General features: G+C 59.3%; 16 protein-coding genes. 9 read left to right on the forward strand and 7 right to left on the reverse strand.

All coding sequences use genetic code 11. From position 1 onward, the window contains the following. Positions 1-161 precede the first annotated feature (161 nt). The 3 genes from AC1RQB_RS12810 (at position 162) to AC1RQB_RS12820 (ending at position 1,392) form a co-directional block, all read left to right on the forward strand. Positions 162-566: an Imm50 family immunity protein gene (locus AC1RQB_RS12810; RefSeq protein WP_063340311.1), complete on the forward strand. Its 405-nt coding sequence runs from the start codon at positions 162-164 to the stop codon at positions 564-566. A gap of 215 nt (positions 567-781) precedes the next feature. Then, entirely contained in the window at positions 782-1,129 is a 348-nt protein-coding gene (locus AC1RQB_RS12815) for a DUF6124 family protein (protein ID WP_063340312.1), read from the forward strand. Beyond that, positions 1,126-1,392, forward strand: a complete 267-nt coding sequence (locus AC1RQB_RS12820) for a hypothetical protein (protein WP_063340313.1) — start codon at positions 1,126-1,128, stop codon at positions 1,390-1,392. Before AC1RQB_RS12815 ends, AC1RQB_RS12820 begins: the two co-directional genes overlap by 4 nt. Positions 1,393-1,724: 332 nt before the next feature. Here AC1RQB_RS12820 and AC1RQB_RS12825 read toward each other — a convergent pair whose 3' ends face one another. The 7 genes from AC1RQB_RS12825 to AC1RQB_RS12855 all read right to left on the reverse strand — a co-directional run bounded on the left by AC1RQB_RS12825 (position 1,725) and on the right by AC1RQB_RS12855 (position 9,821). Then, entirely contained in the window at positions 1,725-2,309 is a 585-nt protein-coding gene (locus tag AC1RQB_RS12825) for a hypothetical protein (RefSeq protein WP_063340314.1), read from the reverse strand. An 86-nt stretch (positions 2,310-2,395) separates the two neighbouring features. After that, positions 2,396-2,569, reverse strand: a complete 174-nt coding sequence (locus AC1RQB_RS12830) for a hypothetical protein (protein WP_198537172.1) — start codon at positions 2,567-2,569, stop codon at positions 2,396-2,398. A gap of 10 nt (positions 2,570-2,579) precedes the next feature. Continuing rightward, a complete protein-coding gene (locus AC1RQB_RS12835) occupies positions 2,580-2,822 on the reverse strand; it encodes a hypothetical protein (protein WP_008073312.1) in 243 nt (80 codons plus the stop codon). 163 nt (positions 2,823-2,985) lie between these two features. Continuing rightward, on the reverse strand, positions 2,986-4,059 hold the full coding sequence (locus tag AC1RQB_RS12840) for a lipocalin-like domain-containing protein (protein ID WP_063340315.1): 1,074 nt from the start codon (positions 4,057-4,059) through the stop codon (positions 2,986-2,988). Continuing rightward, positions 4,049-6,520: an ABC transporter permease gene (locus AC1RQB_RS12845; protein WP_063340316.1), complete on the reverse strand. Its 2,472-nt coding sequence runs from the start codon at positions 6,518-6,520 to the stop codon at positions 4,049-4,051. The genes AC1RQB_RS12840 and AC1RQB_RS12845 overlap by 11 nt, the downstream gene beginning before the upstream one ends. Position 6,521: 1 nt before the next feature. After that, entirely contained in the window at positions 6,522-7,190 is a 669-nt protein-coding gene (locus AC1RQB_RS12850) for an ABC transporter ATP-binding protein (protein WP_008013141.1), read from the reverse strand. Between the two features lie 933 nt (positions 7,191-8,123). Further along, entirely contained in the window at positions 8,124-9,821 is a 1,698-nt protein-coding gene (locus AC1RQB_RS12855) for a sulfatase-like hydrolase/transferase (RefSeq protein ID WP_063340317.1), read from the reverse strand. Positions 9,822-10,201: 380 nt separating this feature from the next. On the opposite strand from AC1RQB_RS12855, the gene AC1RQB_RS12860 reads away from it, so the two are divergent. From AC1RQB_RS12860 to AC1RQB_RS12885, 6 genes are read left to right on the forward strand one after another with little or no spacing between them, the layout of a single operon-like run. Beyond that, positions 10,202-11,554 (forward strand): UDP-glucose dehydrogenase family protein, encoded by a 1,353-nt coding sequence (locus AC1RQB_RS12860; RefSeq protein ID WP_063340318.1) that lies wholly within the window; start codon positions 10,202-10,204, stop codon positions 11,552-11,554. Continuing rightward, entirely contained in the window at positions 11,551-12,609 is a 1,059-nt protein-coding gene (locus AC1RQB_RS12865) for an NAD-dependent epimerase (protein WP_063340319.1), read from the forward strand. Before AC1RQB_RS12860 ends, AC1RQB_RS12865 begins: the two co-directional genes overlap by 4 nt. Next, the gene (locus tag AC1RQB_RS12870) at positions 12,606-13,352 is read left to right on the forward strand and encodes a sugar transferase (RefSeq protein WP_008073318.1); all 747 of its coding nucleotides are present in this window, start codon (positions 12,606-12,608) and stop codon (positions 13,350-13,352) included. The genes AC1RQB_RS12865 and AC1RQB_RS12870 overlap by 4 nt, the downstream gene beginning before the upstream one ends. Next, a complete protein-coding gene (locus AC1RQB_RS12875) occupies positions 13,353-13,997 on the forward strand; it encodes a CpsD/CapB family tyrosine-protein kinase (protein WP_063340320.1) in 645 nt (214 codons plus the stop codon). 22 nt (positions 13,998-14,019) lie between these two features. Beyond that, entirely contained in the window at positions 14,020-15,042 is a 1,023-nt protein-coding gene (locus tag AC1RQB_RS12880) for a polysaccharide biosynthesis/export family protein (protein WP_063340321.1), read from the forward strand. A gap of 17 nt (positions 15,043-15,059) precedes the next feature. Then, a complete protein-coding gene (locus tag AC1RQB_RS12885; RefSeq protein ID WP_063340322.1) occupies positions 15,060-16,655 on the forward strand; it encodes a GumC family protein in 1,596 nt (531 codons plus the stop codon). The last annotated feature ends 26 nt before the right edge of the window (positions 16,656-16,681 follow it).

Below are 16,681 nucleotides of genomic sequence, written 5' to 3' on the forward strand. Positions count from 1 at the left end.
CAAAAGTCTAAGTTCGCACCTTGAATTTTGCGCCACCTCCGTGAGGTGGGGAGGCCGGCTAGATGATTCTCAGATTTATTTTCTATGAACATGAAAATAAATCTGCCTCCTTTTGACTGCGTCCCCTACCCGCCCCCTCAGTTAGGTTTCAAGGAGCAAAAATGAAGTTCTGGAACGATATTGATGGCAGCATTTTTTTCAATCAGATTTTCAAAAGCCCCGTACCAATCGGCTTCATTGAACTTTCCACAGTAAATATCGACAACAACAGACCAACGATAATACTGGAATTTGACATCGAAGAGCTCCCTGACGCCCCTCCCGCAAAATGGAAAAAGGCTGAATTCAATACATGTCGCATCGGTTTAAACTGCAGCGAAATCAGCAACCTGACGATCAAAAATATACCTACAAAAGAAAAACTTAGCATAAGAATCACTCAGAGCGAAAATCTCTTCACGACTCACCCTTCGAACAACAGTTCGATAATTGAATTCACAACGAAATATCCACTACTTTTTGGACCCTCAGTTTATATGAACGATAAAAAACCCGAGTTCACTTAAAACCAAATCTGACTCAATTTTTCAGCCCATCTCGCCTGACAAAAGCATCGGACATTTCCCACAACCCCCATCGCCCCCCATGAACTTGTACACCCCCTCCCTCCCCAGATAACCTCCCCCAGCCGCTGCAACCTCAGCGACCGGTTTTGACAGACCGAACACGATCAAGGCATGCAAATGCCGCTTTGCGGCTCCATTGTTTCAGGAGCTTCACGATGAAAAAATTTCCACCCGACTCCCTCGACCCCAATCAACTCAGCCAAGCAACCCAACGCACCATCAGTGCCCGCCTCCGCGACCCAAAAAATCCCGACCCCATCAGCCACGTTTTCACCCTCCTCCCCAACATCGACACCGAATCCCTGCTAAGCCACGCCTGCGAAACCCTCGCCTCGCTCAACGTGCTGACGACCGACTTTGCCTGCGAACTCGAAGGCTCGCACCGCAGCCTGGCGTTATCGATTCAGCAATTGGCCGTGCTGGGTGAATTGTTGGTGAACCGGGCGCTGGACAACCTCGATCCACCGGGTGGGGTGTCCGACGCTGAGGAGGCTCAACCATGACTCGATACCTGCCGATTACCGGCATCGACTGCACGATCCCTTCCCTGCTGATCGACACCGAAGCGCCTATTGACGTGTTGCATGACACGGCGGCATATCGCATTCACAGTGTCACTCAACTGTTGGAAACGCTGTCCTTGGGCGAGGCGTTTGGTGGTGATGCTGCGCTATTGCGAGAGTTTGCGCGGGTGTTGGTCATCCCGTTGCGGGACGGTTGTGATTTGCTGGATGTTATCGGGCGACGGTTGCGGGCGCAGCTTTAACCCAGCCAATAAAAATGGGCGACTTCAAGGTCGCCCATTTTTTATGTCCGAAACTTTTAAACATTGCGTTCCAGAGGAGGTGTTCGCCCAGTGTAATGGCCTGGCAATCCATGCACCGGTAAAGAGCCCTGACACCGGGCGAACGGGAAGGATTTTAATAGAATTTGGCGGATATGTCCTCGGTATAAACATGAAATTTATGCACGTAATATTTCTCAAGTTTTTGCTAAAAAACCAGATACAAACTTTTAAAACTCACCAGTTCGACCATTAAAACTGATTGTTCTTATACAACTTTTTGTACAAGAACAATCAATAGGTACAAGTAATGATCAGCTTGGATGCTGGCTGGTGACTTTCAGCACATCGGTATAGGTCACCACAACGCTCTGCCCAACTTTCAGATCTTTCAATTTCGCCTGGACTTCAGGCCTTTCGACGTTGACGGTTTTTGATTGGCCGGCCGGGTTTTGGAAGGTGACCTGGTTTTTCTTCAGGTCGATGTGGGTGATTTTCAGTTGGACCTGTACCTGACGGAAGGCTTCGCCGCCGGGGTTGGGGTTGTCTTTGGTGGCGCGGATTTCGCCGGTATGTTCGATGGAGCCTGGCAAGCCTTTGTCGATGTCGGTGTCGAGGTAGGCCGCGACCGAGCGGATGACTTCGACGTTGACCTGATCACCGACTTTCAGTTTGCCGAGGTTTTTCGCCTTGTCGCTGAGTTGTACATGGACCTGCCGCCCTTCCGCGCCTTCAAGGACGACCTGGTGTTTGGCGGCATCGACCGCCAGGACTTTGGTGACGACCTGATCGGCTTCCACGACGGCGGACAGCGGGATGTCTGCGGCAATGGCGCTGAGGCTGGCGGTGGACAGGAGCGTGGTGAGGGTGATGGCTTTTGTCAGTGCGTTGAGCTTCATAAACGTTACTTTCCCTGTGATGGATGGCAGCAGACAGCTCTCTATCCAGGTTCGGCGCCGTCTGTGCCGATGAGCATAGACGCTGATCAGGGAGTTTCCGCTGTTTCTTGCGCGGTGGATTCTCCGCTGTCTGTGCCCTTGCCGCTTTCCTTGCGCCGGGTCGGGTCGGTGGGACGCAGGGCGTCGTTGTCGCGCTCGACTTCGCCTGGTGGCCGGGGTTCGTCGGGGTTTTCCGAGGGAGTGGTCGGTTTGGGATTCATGGGGGTGTCCTCAGGCTTCGGGATCGTCGACTTCATGGGCGACGTTCACGGCGGGCGAGTCTTTGTGGGATTGATCGGCCTTGGTCTTGAGGATCTGCCATTGAGCGAGGTCGATGGCGCCCTGCCCCAGCAGATCGTCGGCGATGCGTAGCAGTTCGCTGTAATGCGCGTCGGGGGATTGCTGCCAGTAGGCTTTGTCGTCGAACAGCCGCTGCCAAGTGGCAAGGGTGGGCGGTTTGAGGTCGTCGCTCATGACGGGCTCCTGCCGGTATTATTACGGTAGAGAGATGGAGGTCTCTGGGAGTTCCTGTGGATTGGACGCATTAGGAGCAGGATCGAAAGATCGCAGCCTTCGGCAGCTACACTGACCGAGTACACCCGCGACATTGCGGTATACGCATACCCCTCTTTTGATCTTAATACCCGGTCATCTCCAGATACCCCTGCCCGCCATGGCTGCCGCTCAGCCGCACCGGTCCTTCCCAATAGGGAATGCGCAAGTCCATCCAGGCCTTGGGGTTGAGGGCGCTGATGGTGATTTCGAGGTGTTTGGCGGGGATTTTTATCGACCAGCTCACAGGCATTGAGCGGCCAGCGACTTTGGTCTTCTCCTGAGGCGTGAGGCTGATGTCGTCGGCGTGCAATAACTGCGTCTGCCCTTGAGCGTCGATCCAGGTGCCGGTGAGGTATGGCGCGCCTTCCTTTTGCCGCATGCGATAGAGCATGACCTGTTCGCCGCTGTCCAGGTGCAGGGAGAACCAGTCCCAGCCGGTCTGGTTGGCGGTCAGGGGTTGGCTGCTCCACTCGCGGTCGAGCCAGGCCGGGCCGCTGACCGTGTAGGTTTTGCCATCGATTTCCAATGTGCCACTGGCCTGGAAAAACGGTTGGCTGTAGTAATACGAAGCCTGGCCTTGTTCGGATTTCTGGCTGAAGCCTTTGTCGCCCTGAAGCACCAGTGGGCGTGTGGAGGTCAGTCGCAATTGGTAGCTGAAAGCCTTGTCGCGAGCGCTGAGTTGCAGGTCCGCCAGCGGGTTTTCATCGGAAGCCTGACTGCTGAAATGCCAATCGTCGATCCATGCCTTGAACGGCGCCAGGCTCACTCCGGCCTGGCCGACGCCGCCTCGGGCGTAGCGTTCGGCGGCATGGTGTGCCGTGGCGGATGTCACGGCGGCGTGGCCCAGCCAGATGGTCTGATTGCTCCAGCCGGGTTGCTCGGGGGACGCTTTCAAGGCGCTGCGAAACAGCGTCCATTGCGCGCCGAATTCCTGGCCCTGATCGTCCTTGAGGTTGGCGGTGACGTACCACCATTCGATGCGAAAACCATCGTGGGGGCCGTGATCCGCCGGGAAGCTGAATACCCGGCCGGGCACCACCGGGGTAAATGCGGCGGCCTGATGGCCAAGGCCGGCGAAGCCTTTTTCCGGCGCAGGTGTGTTGTCGCATCCATTCAGCAGCGCGGCCAGTAGCAACACGCCGACCTTAATCTTCATGAGCAAACGTCCTCAGCAGATCCGCCGGTTGCGTGCGATACAGCGAGTACAACGGCCACGCCGATGCGAGCAATGTCGCGAGCAACGCCAGGCCCATCAATTGCAACAGTTGCAACGGAAATACCCGCAACGGCAAACGCCAGCCGAAGGCCTGAACGTTGATCACCGTGTCCAGGCACCACGCCAATGCGATACCCAAGGGCAACGCCAGCACCAGCGTCAACACCGCCAGCAACCAGGTTTGCCCAAGGTTCAGCAGCATCAATTGGCGACGGGTTACGCCTAACGCCCACAGCGGTGCAAGTTGCCCGAGGCGGCTTTGGCTTTGGGTCAGCAAGCTGATGAACAGCGCCACGCCCGCGACGCACAGCGTCAGGCTGTTGAGCGCGGCGGTGGCGGCGAAGGTGCGTTCGAACACTTGCGTGGACCAGCCCTTGAGCCGGGCCTGATCGACGATACGGCTGTCGTCCAGGGCGAAGCGTGCTTGCAGCGCGGTCAGGAACCCAGGGATCGATGCCGGTTCGATGCGCAGGTTGAAACGGTTAGGCGTCAACTGCGGCCAGCCGCGCAGCAGATGATTAATGTTGACCAGCAGATGCCCCTTGGGATTGCCGTAGTCGGCGTAGATCCCGACGATCCGCGGCGACCATGGGCCATTCGGCGTCGGGATCGTCAGGTGATCACCGAGCCGTACCTTCAACCGCCGGGCCAATTGTTCGCTGAGCATCAGCGCGTCGTCCTTGGCCAGTCGCTCCCAAGGGTTGTCGCCCAAGGCTTCCAGCAGTGGCCAGTGCTGACGATAAGTCGGGTGCTCGATCACGCCAAAGACGTCCGCCGGCCAGCCCTGTAACTGGATCGATACCTGCCAGTTCGGTAGCACTGCGGTGACTTGGGGTTGTTGTTTGAGCCAGGTGTGCAGTTCTCGAGCCTGGGCGGGATTTTGCGGATTGAGGTACAGCTCGGCGGTCAGGCGTTGTTCGAGCCAGTTGCTGAAGGTCTGACGGAAACCGGCGGTCATGCTGCCGGCGCCGATATTTGCCGCCAACGCCAACAACAGCGCCATCAAGGCCAGGCTCAGGGCCGGCAGTTGCTGGCGGCAGTCGGCGAGAAACCATTGGCCGAGCACCGAACGACTGCGCCCGAGCACCCAGTTGAGCACGCTATTCAACACCACCGGCAAGGCCAGTGCGGCGCCGATCAACAACGCGCCCATCAACACGAAGCCACTGCTCAGGCTGTCGCCGAAGCTTAATGCCAATAACGCGATCACCGCAGCCATGGCGGCGACCCAACCCTGGCGCCGCAACCAGCGCGCGTGGGCCAGGTGCCAGGCTTGCGGATTGGCCAGCGCCAGCAACGGCAAACGCGCCGCCCGCAGCAAACTGTTGGCGCCGGCCAGCAAGGCGCCGAACAGGCTCAGGCCGATACCGCTGAACCACCACAGCGGACTGAGGTTCAGCTGCCCAGGCACTTCGGCGCCGTATAAGCCGCGCAGGCTGGCGGCGACGTCCGGCAACAGCACGCCGGCCAGCAGGTAGCCGCTGACGACGCCGGCGATACCACCGATCAGCGCCAGAGCACCCAGCTCGACGGCAAGGCAGGCAATCAACATGCGGGCACTGACCCCACAGGCGCGCAGGGTTCTGAGTAAGCTCCGGCGTTGCTCCAGCGCCAGGCCGATCGCCGCGTGAACGATGAACAGGCCGACCACGAACGACAGGAAGCCCAAGGCATCGAGGTTCAGGTGGAAGCTCTCGGTCAGGCGCGCGAGGTTGTTTTCTTCGCCGCTGCTTTTGAACTGGAGTTGGCCCTTGAGCTCATCAGGCAGGGTCGCGGTGAAATCCTTGGGCAGCAGCAGGCGTGACAATTGATCGGGCAATTGCAGAATCTGTTGGGCGAAGCCGATGTCCACCAGCAACACACCGGGCGCCATGTCGGTCTGGGCACGCAGCGGCGGCAAGGTGATGCCGCTCCGGGCTACCGGGGTTTCACCTTCGCGCAAGCCCAACGCCTGTAAAGTCTGCGGTGAAATCCAGGTGCTGCCCGGCGGGGTGAAAAACTCGACGATCTGCTCGATCGGCAACGACCGCCCGGCCACTGCGGAACCAGCCGGCAGCGACACCGGCTCAATCCCCATCAACTGCAAGCGCTGCTCTTCATGGCCCTTGAGCGTCACCCGGCCTTGCAACACGGGCGATACCGGCCAACCCGCACGACGCAGATCGACAAACACTTGCTGGGAAAACACCCCACCGCCGAGTGCCGTGAGACTGGCTTGCGGTTCGCCGCCGATCAGCTGACTGGCCCGGGCGTAGCTTTCTCGCGCCTGGCTGTTCAGCGCTTGCACGCCGGTCAGCAGGCTGGTGGCGAGCCAGAGCCCGGTCAGCACACTGAAAAATTGCACCGGGTGCTGTCGCCAATGGCTGAGCAGCGCTCGCAGCGTCTCACGAAAAACCCGCATTTCAGCGCTCGTCCGCGCCAGCCAGACGGCCACCGTGCAGTACCACTTTGTCTGCCAGCCGCGCGGCGACCCGTGGGCTGTGAGTGACCATCAACAAAGTCGTCGGGCTGTCGTCGAGCAGTTCCAGCAACAACTTCAACACCTCATCGCTGGTGGCTTCATCAAGGCTGCCGGTGGGCTCGTCGGCCAGCAGCAGCTTGGGTTGCGATGCCAGGGCGCGACCTAAGGCGACCCGCTGCTGTTGCCCACCAGACAGTTGCTCCGGATAGCGCCGCAGCAAATCTCCCAACCCAAGACGTTGCACCAGATGCGCCTGCCAACGTGGATCGTGGCGCCCGGCCAGACGTGCCTGAAACGCCAGATTGTCTTCAACGCGCAAACTGCCGATCAGGTTGAACTGCTGGAACACCAGACCGATTTCGGTCCGCCGCCAGTTCGCCAATTGGCTTTCGTTCATCTGCTCCAGCCGATGTTCGCCGCTGCGGATGCTGCCGCGGTCGACCTTGTCCAGCCCGGCGATCAGGTGCAGCAAGGTGCTCTTGCCACTGCCCGATTCACCCATCAGCGCCAGGCTGCTGCCGGGTTTCAACGTGAGGTCGACGCCTTGCAATACCGGCAGCGGGCCTTGGGGGGTGGCGTAGCTTTTGAAGACGCCCTGGACCGAAAGCATGGGGGGAGACTCATTGAAGGCAGTGGGCCTAGGATAGCGGACGGCAGGAGACCGCGTTATCGTTAATCGCGGGCAAGCCCGCTCCCACAGGGATCGCCGGTGTACACAAAATCTGTGTTCACACCCATCAAATGTGGGAGCGGGCTTGCCCGCGATGAGCATGGGTATCTACACATCTTCCCGATTCGGTGTACATATCCGTTGCCGCGGTAATGGCCACCTGGGGTTCCGCTCTTACAGCGGGTCACTTGGAAAAGCCCCAAGTAACCAAGGGCTTTTGCCCCTGTCGTTCGGTGCCTCGCCCAGGCTCGGCATGCCCTCGTTCCGGTCCTGCTCCGTGGGCCCGCCGCGATCGGCCATCCATGGCCGTGCGCGGCTAACCCGGCATCCATGCCGGGTTGCCCACTGCGCAGAACCTGCACTCGGCCTTACGAGGGGGCGGTGCGTCAAGATCAACATCCGCAGGCGAGCTAACGCTCGGCCTGACTGTAGGAGCTGTCGAGCGAAGCGAGGCTGCGATCTTTTGATGTTGGCTTCTGCGTCTGCTTCTGCTGTTGCTTTGGCCTTGGCTTTGGATCTGCCGCCCCATTCCCAGAGGCCGAACGCAGGTATTGCGCAGGGGGCACCGCGGCAGGGATGCCGCGGTAGCCGCCCCCGGCCATGGATGGCCGATGGCGGCGGGCCCCCGGAGCAATGCCGGAGTTGAGGGCATGCCGAGCCTGGGCGAGGCACCGAATGGCGGGGTAAAAAGCGCTTTGGTTACTTTCGCGCTTTTCGAAAGTGACTCGCTGTAAAAGCGAAACCGCCAGCGGCCGTGACCGCAGCAACGGATATGTACGCCAAAAACAGCAAGCCCCGGCAGTGAATCTCTGTAGTTCAAAAGATGTGTAGATACCTATGCCGCGATGAGGCCGGGTCATTCCATCGAAAATCTCACTGCCCCACCGCCACACTCGGCACCACCCGCCCCGGCGTCACAATGCTGTTCAGATCAATATGCTTCCACTCCGGCTTGGCCCCCAACCGTGCATTGAAACGATAGTTAAAGGTGAAATCGTCCCCCGTCGGCACACTTAGCGGTTTGCCATACACCGCCTCAATACCCGCCAGGTCATAACCCATCACCTGCAGTAACGTCGGGAAGATGTTGTAGTGACTGGAGCGATCCTTGTTGGCCGGCAATTGCGCCTGCCAGTCCAGGGTCTGCAAACCGCTGCCCGAAATCACCACCAACGGCACCAACCCTTCCTCCTCCACCGGATCATCACCGCAGTGCGTATTGAGCCCCGGGTTACCGCGCTCGTGCAGATCCTGCCCGTGATCAGAGGTGTAGATCAGCAGCGCATGGCTCAGATCCGCCTGAGCAAACACCCGTGCGAAGAACTCGCCGACATTCCACAGCACGGTATTTTTATAGGCGTTGCGGTACAGCAACCAATCATCCGGCTGACCGTTGAAACCATCGCGTGTGCCCGTGTCCGCCACCTCGACAAACTGCCCACGGGGCAATGTCGGGCGGTAAGCCATAAACGCATCCGGGTACTTGTCGTGTACCGGAAAATGCGCACCGACCTTGTTGATCACTACCAGCTGCGGCTTACCGTCGTTGAGCAGCTCGATCAGCTTGGCCGCCGCTGCCATGTCGCGGTCACGCACGCTGGTGCGGTCGAATTGCACGAACTCGTCGATGTCCTTTTGCTCGGCAGCGTTCATCAGGTTCTGCAAGTTGCCGCCGGTGCGCTGGGAGTCGATGTAAACGGTGCGCAGCCCGGCTTTTTTTGCGTACTGCCAGATCGACGGCAATGTGCTGTTGATCCGCATGTAGTCGGCGCGGGTGCCACCGTAGCGCAGGGTGACATTGGTGTCGGCGCTGCAATTGGCGATGGACGCCGCGTAGCCATAATTGAAGATGTCCACGCCCGGGCGCGGTTCCTTGAGATTGCTGTGCACACCGAACGGCGTGTTGATGTCCAGGTAGTTGCCGGAAATGCTCTCGTCGATGATCAGCACAATGTCGTGCCCCACCGGCTGATCGATGCGCAGCAGGCTCACTGGCTCACGCGGGCCGACGGTGTTGTGCAGCGCTTCATAGGTGAACAGATTCAGATAGGCCAACGGTGTGTACATGATCGGCAAGCCACGGGCACCCTCGCCGGCCCGCATGAACAGCACAATGCTGAGCATCAACACCCCGAGCACTGGCGCCGCCACCAGCAGTGCACCCGGTAATGGCGCCCGTCGCCGCGGCTTGAGCCCGAGACCGAACAGCAGCAACAAACCACTGACCATCGCGCTGATGATTGCATCGCGGTACTGGTACGCGGCCTCTTGAATGAACCCACCGGAATACACCAGCGACACAAAACTGCTGTAGGTCATGTAACCGGCAGTCACTTGCGTATAGACGTCGAAGAACACCGCCGAGCCAGACATCACCAACGCGAACAGATGACGGATCAGCGTCTGACGGATGTACGCGGTCATGAACAATGCCACTGTCAGCACGACGAACATTGCGCCATACAGCAGCATAGGAAAACCGATGCCCAGCGCGTCAAGGCGATCGAGGTAGTAGTCGTAATTCTTGAGTAAATACAGAACCAGTAACAGTTCCTTGAGGTAACGGATCATGGTGATTACAGCACCTCCGTGGCCAATGGATGGTCGGCCATTTTCTGACACTAGCACCGAGCCTTCGAAGCGCAAGAAATGCCGGTTTTTTCCCCAAAGCGTCAAAAAAACGTTGCCTCGAATCTGACACACCTAAGTGTCTGTAACCCTTGTGTTTCAAGCCTCACGACCGTTTATCGTTTTGTCAAAACCCTCAGAAACCCCTCAAAACCGCAGTAAATCCAGCAGCGGCAAGCACTTGATGGCAAAAAGCCCGTGAAACCGGGGTTTTCCCGGTCGCGCTACCCGTCATTTTGCTGACTCGCTTTCCCATGGCTGGGCTATACCCCTTTTGACAGTCTCACTTCAGTTACATCCACCGTTTTACGAGGCACGCCAATATGGACGTGAGCGTATTTGGTACGGGTTACGTCGGTCTGATACAAGCCGCGGCATTGGCCGATGTCGGACATCGCGTGCTGTGCGTCGACATTGACCTCAACAAGATCAAGCAACTGCAACAAGCCGTGCCCCCGATCAGCGAACCGGGACTGTCCAGCACACTGGAAGACAACATCAAGGCCGGTCGCCTGCTCTTCTCCACCCAGGCCAGTGACGCGGTCGAACATGCGGAGCTGATTTTCATCGCGGTGGGTACTCCCGCCGATGAAGACGGTTCCGCCGACCTCAGCCATGTGCTGAGTGTCGCTCGGCAAATCGCCAGTTTCATGGAGTCCGATCGCACCCTGATCATCAAGTCCACCGTGCCGGTGGGCACCGCGGACCAAGTGGCGAGCGCTGCCAACGAAGAACTGCAACGCCGTGGCAAAAAAGCGTTGAACGTGCGGGTGGTGTCCAACCCGGAGTTTCTCAAGGAAGGCAGCGCCTTGGCCGATTGCATGCGCCCGGACCGGATCATTGTCGGCACCAATGACGATGAAGCGCGCAACCAGTTGAGCGAACTCTATGCACCGTTCTGCCGCAACCGCGAAAAGCTCATGTTCATGGACAACCGCAGCGCCGAGCTGACCAAGTACGCCGCTAACGCAATGCTCGCCACCCGCATCAGTTTCATGAACGAACTGGCCAACCTCACCGAGTTGCTGGGGGCCGACATTGAAGCGGTGCGCAAAGGCATCGGCTCGGACCCGCGCATCGGTTACCACTTCATCTACCCCGGCTGTGGCTTCGGCGGCTCGTGCTTTCCTAAAGACCTGCGAGCTCTGCTGCACACCGCCGAACATCACGGCATGTCATTGCGCCTGCTGCGTAGCGTCACCGATGTGAATGACAGCCAACGGCACATCCTCTTCAGCAAACTGCAGGCGCTGTTTCCCGATGGCCTGGTCGGTAAGTCCATCGCGATTTGGGGCCTGGCCTTCAAGCCCAATACCGATGACATGCGCGAAGCGCCCAGCCGTTATCTGATGGAGGCGCTGTGGGCCGAAGGTGCGAGCGTGCAGGCTTACGACCCGGAAGCCATGTCCGAGTGCCGGCGCATTTACGGCTACCGCAATGACCTGCACCTGTGTGCCACCCGCGACGACACCCTGGAAGATGCCGACGCGCTGGTGATCTGCACCGAGTGGAAGAACTTCCGCGTGGTCGACTTCGATCTGCTGGCGAGTAAATTGCGCGCGCGGGTGATTGTCGACGGGCGCAATCTTTACAACCCGGAGCACGTAGCGGCGGCCGGTTTGCACTACAGCGGTATCGGGCTTCGGCACATCGTTCCCGAGGCGCCACGGCCATGAAAATACTCGTCACCGGAGCGGCCGGTTTCATTGGCGCCCATTGCCTGTTGCGGCTGTTGCGCGACGGGCATGAGGTATGCGGCCTGGATAATTTCAACGACTTCTACGACCCGCAACTCAAACACGACCGCGTGGATTGGGTGCGCAAGCAAGTCGGCGATTTCCAGCTCGCGAAAGTCGATGTGGCCGACGCCACGGCCCTCGACGCACTGTTTGTCGCTGAACAACCGGAGGTGGTGATTCACCTCGCGGCCCAGGCCGGGGTGCGTTACTCCCTGGAAAATCCCCGGGCCTACGTCGACAGCAATCTGAGCGGGTTCCTGAACATTCTCGAAAGCTGCCGCCATCACCCGGTCAAGCACTTGATCTATGCCTCGTCCAGTTCGGTGTATGGCGCCAACCAGCACACGCCTTACTCGGTCAAGGACGGCGTTGACCACCCGTTGTCGCTGTACGCCGCGACCAAAAAAGCCAACGAACTGATGGCCCACAGCTACAGCCATCTGTTCGGCATTCCCTGCACCGGTTTGCGTTTTTTCACCGTGTACGGGCCTTGGGGCCGGCCAGACATGTCGCCGATCCAGTTCGCCCGGGCGATTGCCGAAGGGCAGCCGCTGAAGCTGTTCAACTACGGCCAGCACCAGCGTGATTTCACCTACATCGACGACATCGTCGAGAGCATCGCCCGTCTGATCGAGCGCGCCCCCCAACCAGCACCGCAGTGGAACCGCGAACAACCTGACCCGGCCAGCAGCATGGCGCCATGGCGCATTTACAACATTGGCGGACAACAGCCAGTGGAGCTCAAGGACTACCTGGCGCTGCTGGAAAAACACCTCGGACAAAAAGCCCTCGTCGAGTTGCTGCCCCTGCAGCCGGGCGACGTGCTCAACACCTGCGCCGATGCCAGCGATCTGGCCCAGGCCACCGGTTTCCAGCCACGGATCGAGCTGGATGAAGGACTCGGACGATTCATCGCCTGGTTCCGTGACTACTACCCACTGCGCAACGCCCACTCGCCACTCGCGCCAGGGCTTCAGCGGAGGACTCTATGACTGGACATGAAAAAGGCGTGTTGCTCAATCACATGCTGCGTGACAAACGCCTGGACCCCGAACACCGAATGCGCCTGGACACGGCGATCCACATGCAGGGCCGCGGCTGGATGACCGGCCGCGACGGTGGTCGGCCCTGGACGCTGTCGCGAACCAACCGAGTGGTTGCATGCCTTGGCGCGCTGGTGATTCTGCTGCTGCTGTCCCCTGTGCTGCTGGGCCTGGCGCTGGTGATCAAGTTCAGCAGCCCGGGGCCGGTGATGTTCGTGCAGAAGCGCACCGGTTACCGCGGCCGCCTGTTCGGCATGTACAAGTTCCGCACCATGGTGACCAACGCCGAAGAGCTCAAGGAATCCTTGCGGCATCTGAACAAGCACGGCGCCGATGCCATCGATTTCAAGATCGACAACGACCCGCGGATTACCCCTATCGGTAGCTTCCTGCGGCGCAGCAGCCTTGATGAGTTGCCCAACCTGATCAATGTGGTCAGCGGCGACATGCGTTTGGTTGGTCCCCGACCGACCTCGTTCAACGCTTATCGCTACAAGGACAGCCACCTTGCACGCCTGAGCATCTACCCCGGCATGACCGGCCTGTGGCAGATATCCGGGCGCAGCAATATCGACTTCGACCAGCGCGTTGAGTTGGACCTCAGCTACATCGCCGAGCAGAGCCTCTTGCTTGATCTGAAGATCCTGTTGAAAACCCCCTTCAAAGTATTCAGCGGCCACGGAGCGAGTTAAATGGACGGTTCATCGAACAAAAGCCTGACCATCGCCAGCCCGAGCGAGTCCAACCTGACCTCGACCGTGCTCGACCTGGATCTGCGGATCCTCTTCCTGACCGCTGCCAACCCAGGCGCCGGCACCACCACCAGCGCCCTGGCGCTGGCCAGCCAACTGGCGTTAATGAGCAGCGGCCAAGTGCTGCTGGTCGACGCAAGCCAGTCGGAGGGCAACCTCACGCAACAGCTGGGGCTGACCAAAGAACGCGGCTTTCGCGACCTGCTGTTCAACGCCTCGCCGCCGCTGCTGCAGGACTGCCTGGTGAACGTCTCCAGCCTGCCCTTCCACATCCTGCCGAACGGGCGGCACATCCGCGGCACCGAGCACCTGACGACCGAACAGCTGGCCCCGTTGCTCAACCAGTTGGGCGATCGCTATCGCTTCGTGGTGATCGACGGTGACGCGGTGTATTCGGCCGCCGACACCCTGGTCATCAGCACCTTGGCGGACGGCGTGATCATGGTGGTGCGCGCCGAAGACACGCGCTGGGAAGTGTCCCAGGCCGCGGTCCAGCGCCTGACCCAGGCCGGCGCAAAACTGGTGGGCAGCGTCTTCAACCGGCGCAAGTACTACATGCCCAAATGGCTCTACAAAAACCTGTAGCCACCGCAGAAAGGATGTCGCCATGAACGCCAAAATGCTTCTCCTGCTGTTGCTGCCGCTTGCAGGTTGCTCCAGCACCAGTGAAACCCAGCATATGCCGGTGCAGATCCTCACGGCCGAGCCGGCCAATGCCCAAGCCACCGACATGCCCAAGGTCGAACAGACCCTGCGGCCCAAGGATGTGCTGGATGTGATCTTTCACATCAGCACCAGCGGCTCGCAGGCTTATCGGATTCAACCCGGTGACCAGGTCGCCCTGAACTTCACCGCGGCCAGCCAGCTCAACGGCACGCAACTGGTGCTGCCCGATGGCACCATCGAACTGCCAGGAGCCAACACCGCGGTGAAAATCGGCGGGCTGACGTCGGTCGAAGCCCGGGAGGAAATCCAGCGTGTCTATAACCGTAAAGCCCTGTTTCAGCCCAACCGCAACCAGCTGACCGTGCTGGTCACCAGCCCGCTGAGCAACGAGCAGAACCTCAGGAGCGCCCTGAACCACCCCGCTACCGGCTTGAGCCGGGAGATCGTTGTGGGCAACGACGGCTATGCGAGTTTCCCGGAAATCGGCTCCGTGCCGCTGCAAGGCATGACGGTCAACCAACTGGAAACGTTCCTCAATCAACGCTATGCGCAATTGCCGGGGCGGATGAAGGTCGACGTCATGCTCAAATCCACCTCGGGTAACGAAATCTATGTGCTGGGTGAAGTCGCGCAACCGGGCTCCTACCCGATTCGCCGGCCGGTCTCGGTACTTGAAGCGCTGACCCTGGCACGTGGCACTAGCGTCAAGGCGCGGCTCGATTCGGTGGTGATCATGCGCCGCAACGGCAACCAGGTGCAGGCCGTGCACTACGACGTGGAAAAAGCCTTGTCCGGTGACGCGTCACAGATTGCTTACCTGCAACCGGACGACATGCTCTACGTGCCCAAGACCAAACTGGCCAGCGCCGGTGAGCTCGCACGGCAACTGGCGGACGTGGTGTTGTTCCAGGGGGTGGGCTTCACCTTCGGCTACCGCGTCGATAACAAAGACAGCGACAACTAACGCTCAGGTGACCGACCATGAACCCAAAGGAAAACTACCTGCATGAGTTCTTCAGGATCTTCTTCGCCAACAAGCAGTTGGTGAAACGAGTCTTCCTGATCTTTGCAGTGATCGCCCTGATCTTGCCGCTGATGCTCAAACAGAGCTTCGACATCACCGCGCAGGTGATCGTGCAATCCAAAAAACTCTCCCAGGGAGACGCCACCACGTCCCTGACCCAAAGTGATGCCTCGTTCATTCCACCGTCACTGGCGGACATGGAAACCGAGAGCAATATCCTGCGTTCCCCGGCCCTGATCCGTCAGACCATCAGCGACCTGCGGGCCAAAGGCGAGTACGCGCCCAACCCCGGGATCTTCAGCAAACTGGTGACCGAACCGATCAGGCGTTTTGTGACCACCCCCTTGCGTGAATACGTGGTCAATCCGGTGCGCGATGCATTGGGGCTTGAGACCGATCCGGTTCGGGACACCGCCCTGGATACCTACACCCAAGAGGCCGTCGATAACCTGAAAATCGAAACCCTGCCGGGTTCCAACGTGATCTCAATTGTCTACAGCTTTGGCGATCCCGCCCAGGGCACCCGGTTTGTCGCGGCGCTGCTGCAAAACTACCTGGCCAGCCGTCAGGAACTGCAATCGATCGACCTGCCGCAGAGCTTCTACGAAACCAAGAAGAAGCAGTATCAGGTGCGTCTCGATGGCCTGGAAGGCACGCGGCTGGCGTTGCTCGAAGGCGTGGCTTCATCCGATCCGAAGGAAGAAATCACCTTCCGCCTCAATGCCATCAACACCGAGGAACAGGCCCTGAACCTGTATCAGGATCGCCTGTTGCAAAGCCAGCGCTGGCTCGATTACCTGAAAACCGCCCTGACGTCTGCCACCAATACGTCCCGGCTCAGCGACTACACCTTCCCCTTCACCTTCACCACCACGGTGGACAACATTGCCTTCGAAGACCGGGAGATCAGGCAGCTCGGTGAGCAACTGACCACTCAGGTCAGCCGCTACATGAACGACCTGGCGATCTTCCAGCCGGGCAGTGAACCCATGCTGTTGACCCGTGAGCAGATTTCCCGCACCCGTCAGCAGTTCCTGAAAATCGTCAGCAACCGGATTCAGGAGCGCACCAACGACCTGGCGATTGTCACCTCGGTGATCAAGCAGAAAACCGCGCGCATCGCCGACTTCAAGGAGCGCATCCATCAGTTGCAAGTGGCTCAAAGCAAACTGGCGCAAATGGACACCGAGATCAATGCCCTGCACGCGGCGTTCTCCACCTATGCCCAACGCTTTGCCGAAAGCAGCTCCGCCGGTTTGCTGGACAACGATATGTCCAACGCCCGGGTACTCAGCCCGCCGTATGAACCGACCGATGCAGCGTTCCCCAAACCGCTGCTGATCATTCCGTTCGGGATGCTGACCGGTCTGCTGCTGGCGATTGCCTTCGTCTACGTGCGTGAGTTCTTCGATCACCGCTTCAAACACCCAGCGCAAATCACCCATGAACTGGGCTTGCCGGTGTTGTTGGTGATTAACGAGCAAGACGTCGTGCCGAACAATCCGCACAAAAACTGGACCGTGGATAGCTTCGTGCATTGGGTGCGCCATTGAACGGGCCGCTCAGCGCCAGCGCTCTG

The organism is Pseudomonas sp. GW822-FHT02E03, assembly GCF_058802325.1.

Excerpts from the sequence above, each read along its gene's own strand:
- AC1RQB_RS12810 (WP_063340311.1), top strand. The coding sequence starts at position 162 with ATGAAGTTCTGGAACGATATTGATGGCAGCATTTTTTTCAATCAGATT.
- AC1RQB_RS12815 (WP_063340312.1), top strand. The coding sequence starts at position 782 with ATGAAAAAATTTCCACCCGACTCCCTCGACCCCAATCAACTCAGCCAA.
- AC1RQB_RS12820 (WP_063340313.1), top strand. The coding sequence starts at position 1,126 with ATGACTCGATACCTGCCGATTACCGGCATCGACTGCACGATCCCTTCC.
- AC1RQB_RS12825 (WP_063340314.1), bottom strand. The coding sequence starts at position 2,309 with ATGAAGCTCAACGCACTGACAAAAGCCATCACCCTCACCACGCTCCTG.
- AC1RQB_RS12830 (WP_198537172.1), bottom strand. The coding sequence starts at position 2,569 with ATGAATCCCAAACCGACCACTCCCTCGGAAAACCCCGACGAACCCCGG.
- AC1RQB_RS12835 (WP_008073312.1), bottom strand. The coding sequence starts at position 2,822 with ATGAGCGACGACCTCAAACCGCCCACCCTTGCCACTTGGCAGCGGCTG.
- AC1RQB_RS12840 (WP_063340315.1), bottom strand. The coding sequence starts at position 4,059 with ATGAAGATTAAGGTCGGCGTGTTGCTACTGGCCGCGCTGCTGAATGGA.
- AC1RQB_RS12845 (WP_063340316.1), bottom strand. The coding sequence starts at position 6,520 with ATGCGGGTTTTTCGTGAGACGCTGCGAGCGCTGCTCAGCCATTGGCGA.
- AC1RQB_RS12850 (WP_008013141.1), bottom strand. The coding sequence starts at position 7,190 with ATGCTTTCGGTCCAGGGCGTCTTCAAAAGCTACGCCACCCCCCAAGGC.
- AC1RQB_RS12855 (WP_063340317.1), bottom strand. The coding sequence starts at position 9,821 with ATGATCCGTTACCTCAAGGAACTGTTACTGGTTCTGTATTTACTCAAG.
- AC1RQB_RS12860 (WP_063340318.1), top strand. The coding sequence starts at position 10,202 with ATGGACGTGAGCGTATTTGGTACGGGTTACGTCGGTCTGATACAAGCC.
- AC1RQB_RS12865 (WP_063340319.1), top strand. The coding sequence starts at position 11,551 with ATGAAAATACTCGTCACCGGAGCGGCCGGTTTCATTGGCGCCCATTGC.
- AC1RQB_RS12870 (WP_008073318.1), top strand. The coding sequence starts at position 12,606 with ATGACTGGACATGAAAAAGGCGTGTTGCTCAATCACATGCTGCGTGAC.
- AC1RQB_RS12875 (WP_063340320.1), top strand. The coding sequence starts at position 13,353 with ATGGACGGTTCATCGAACAAAAGCCTGACCATCGCCAGCCCGAGCGAG.
- AC1RQB_RS12880 (WP_063340321.1), top strand. The coding sequence starts at position 14,020 with ATGAACGCCAAAATGCTTCTCCTGCTGTTGCTGCCGCTTGCAGGTTGC.
- AC1RQB_RS12885 (WP_063340322.1), top strand. The coding sequence starts at position 15,060 with ATGAACCCAAAGGAAAACTACCTGCATGAGTTCTTCAGGATCTTCTTC.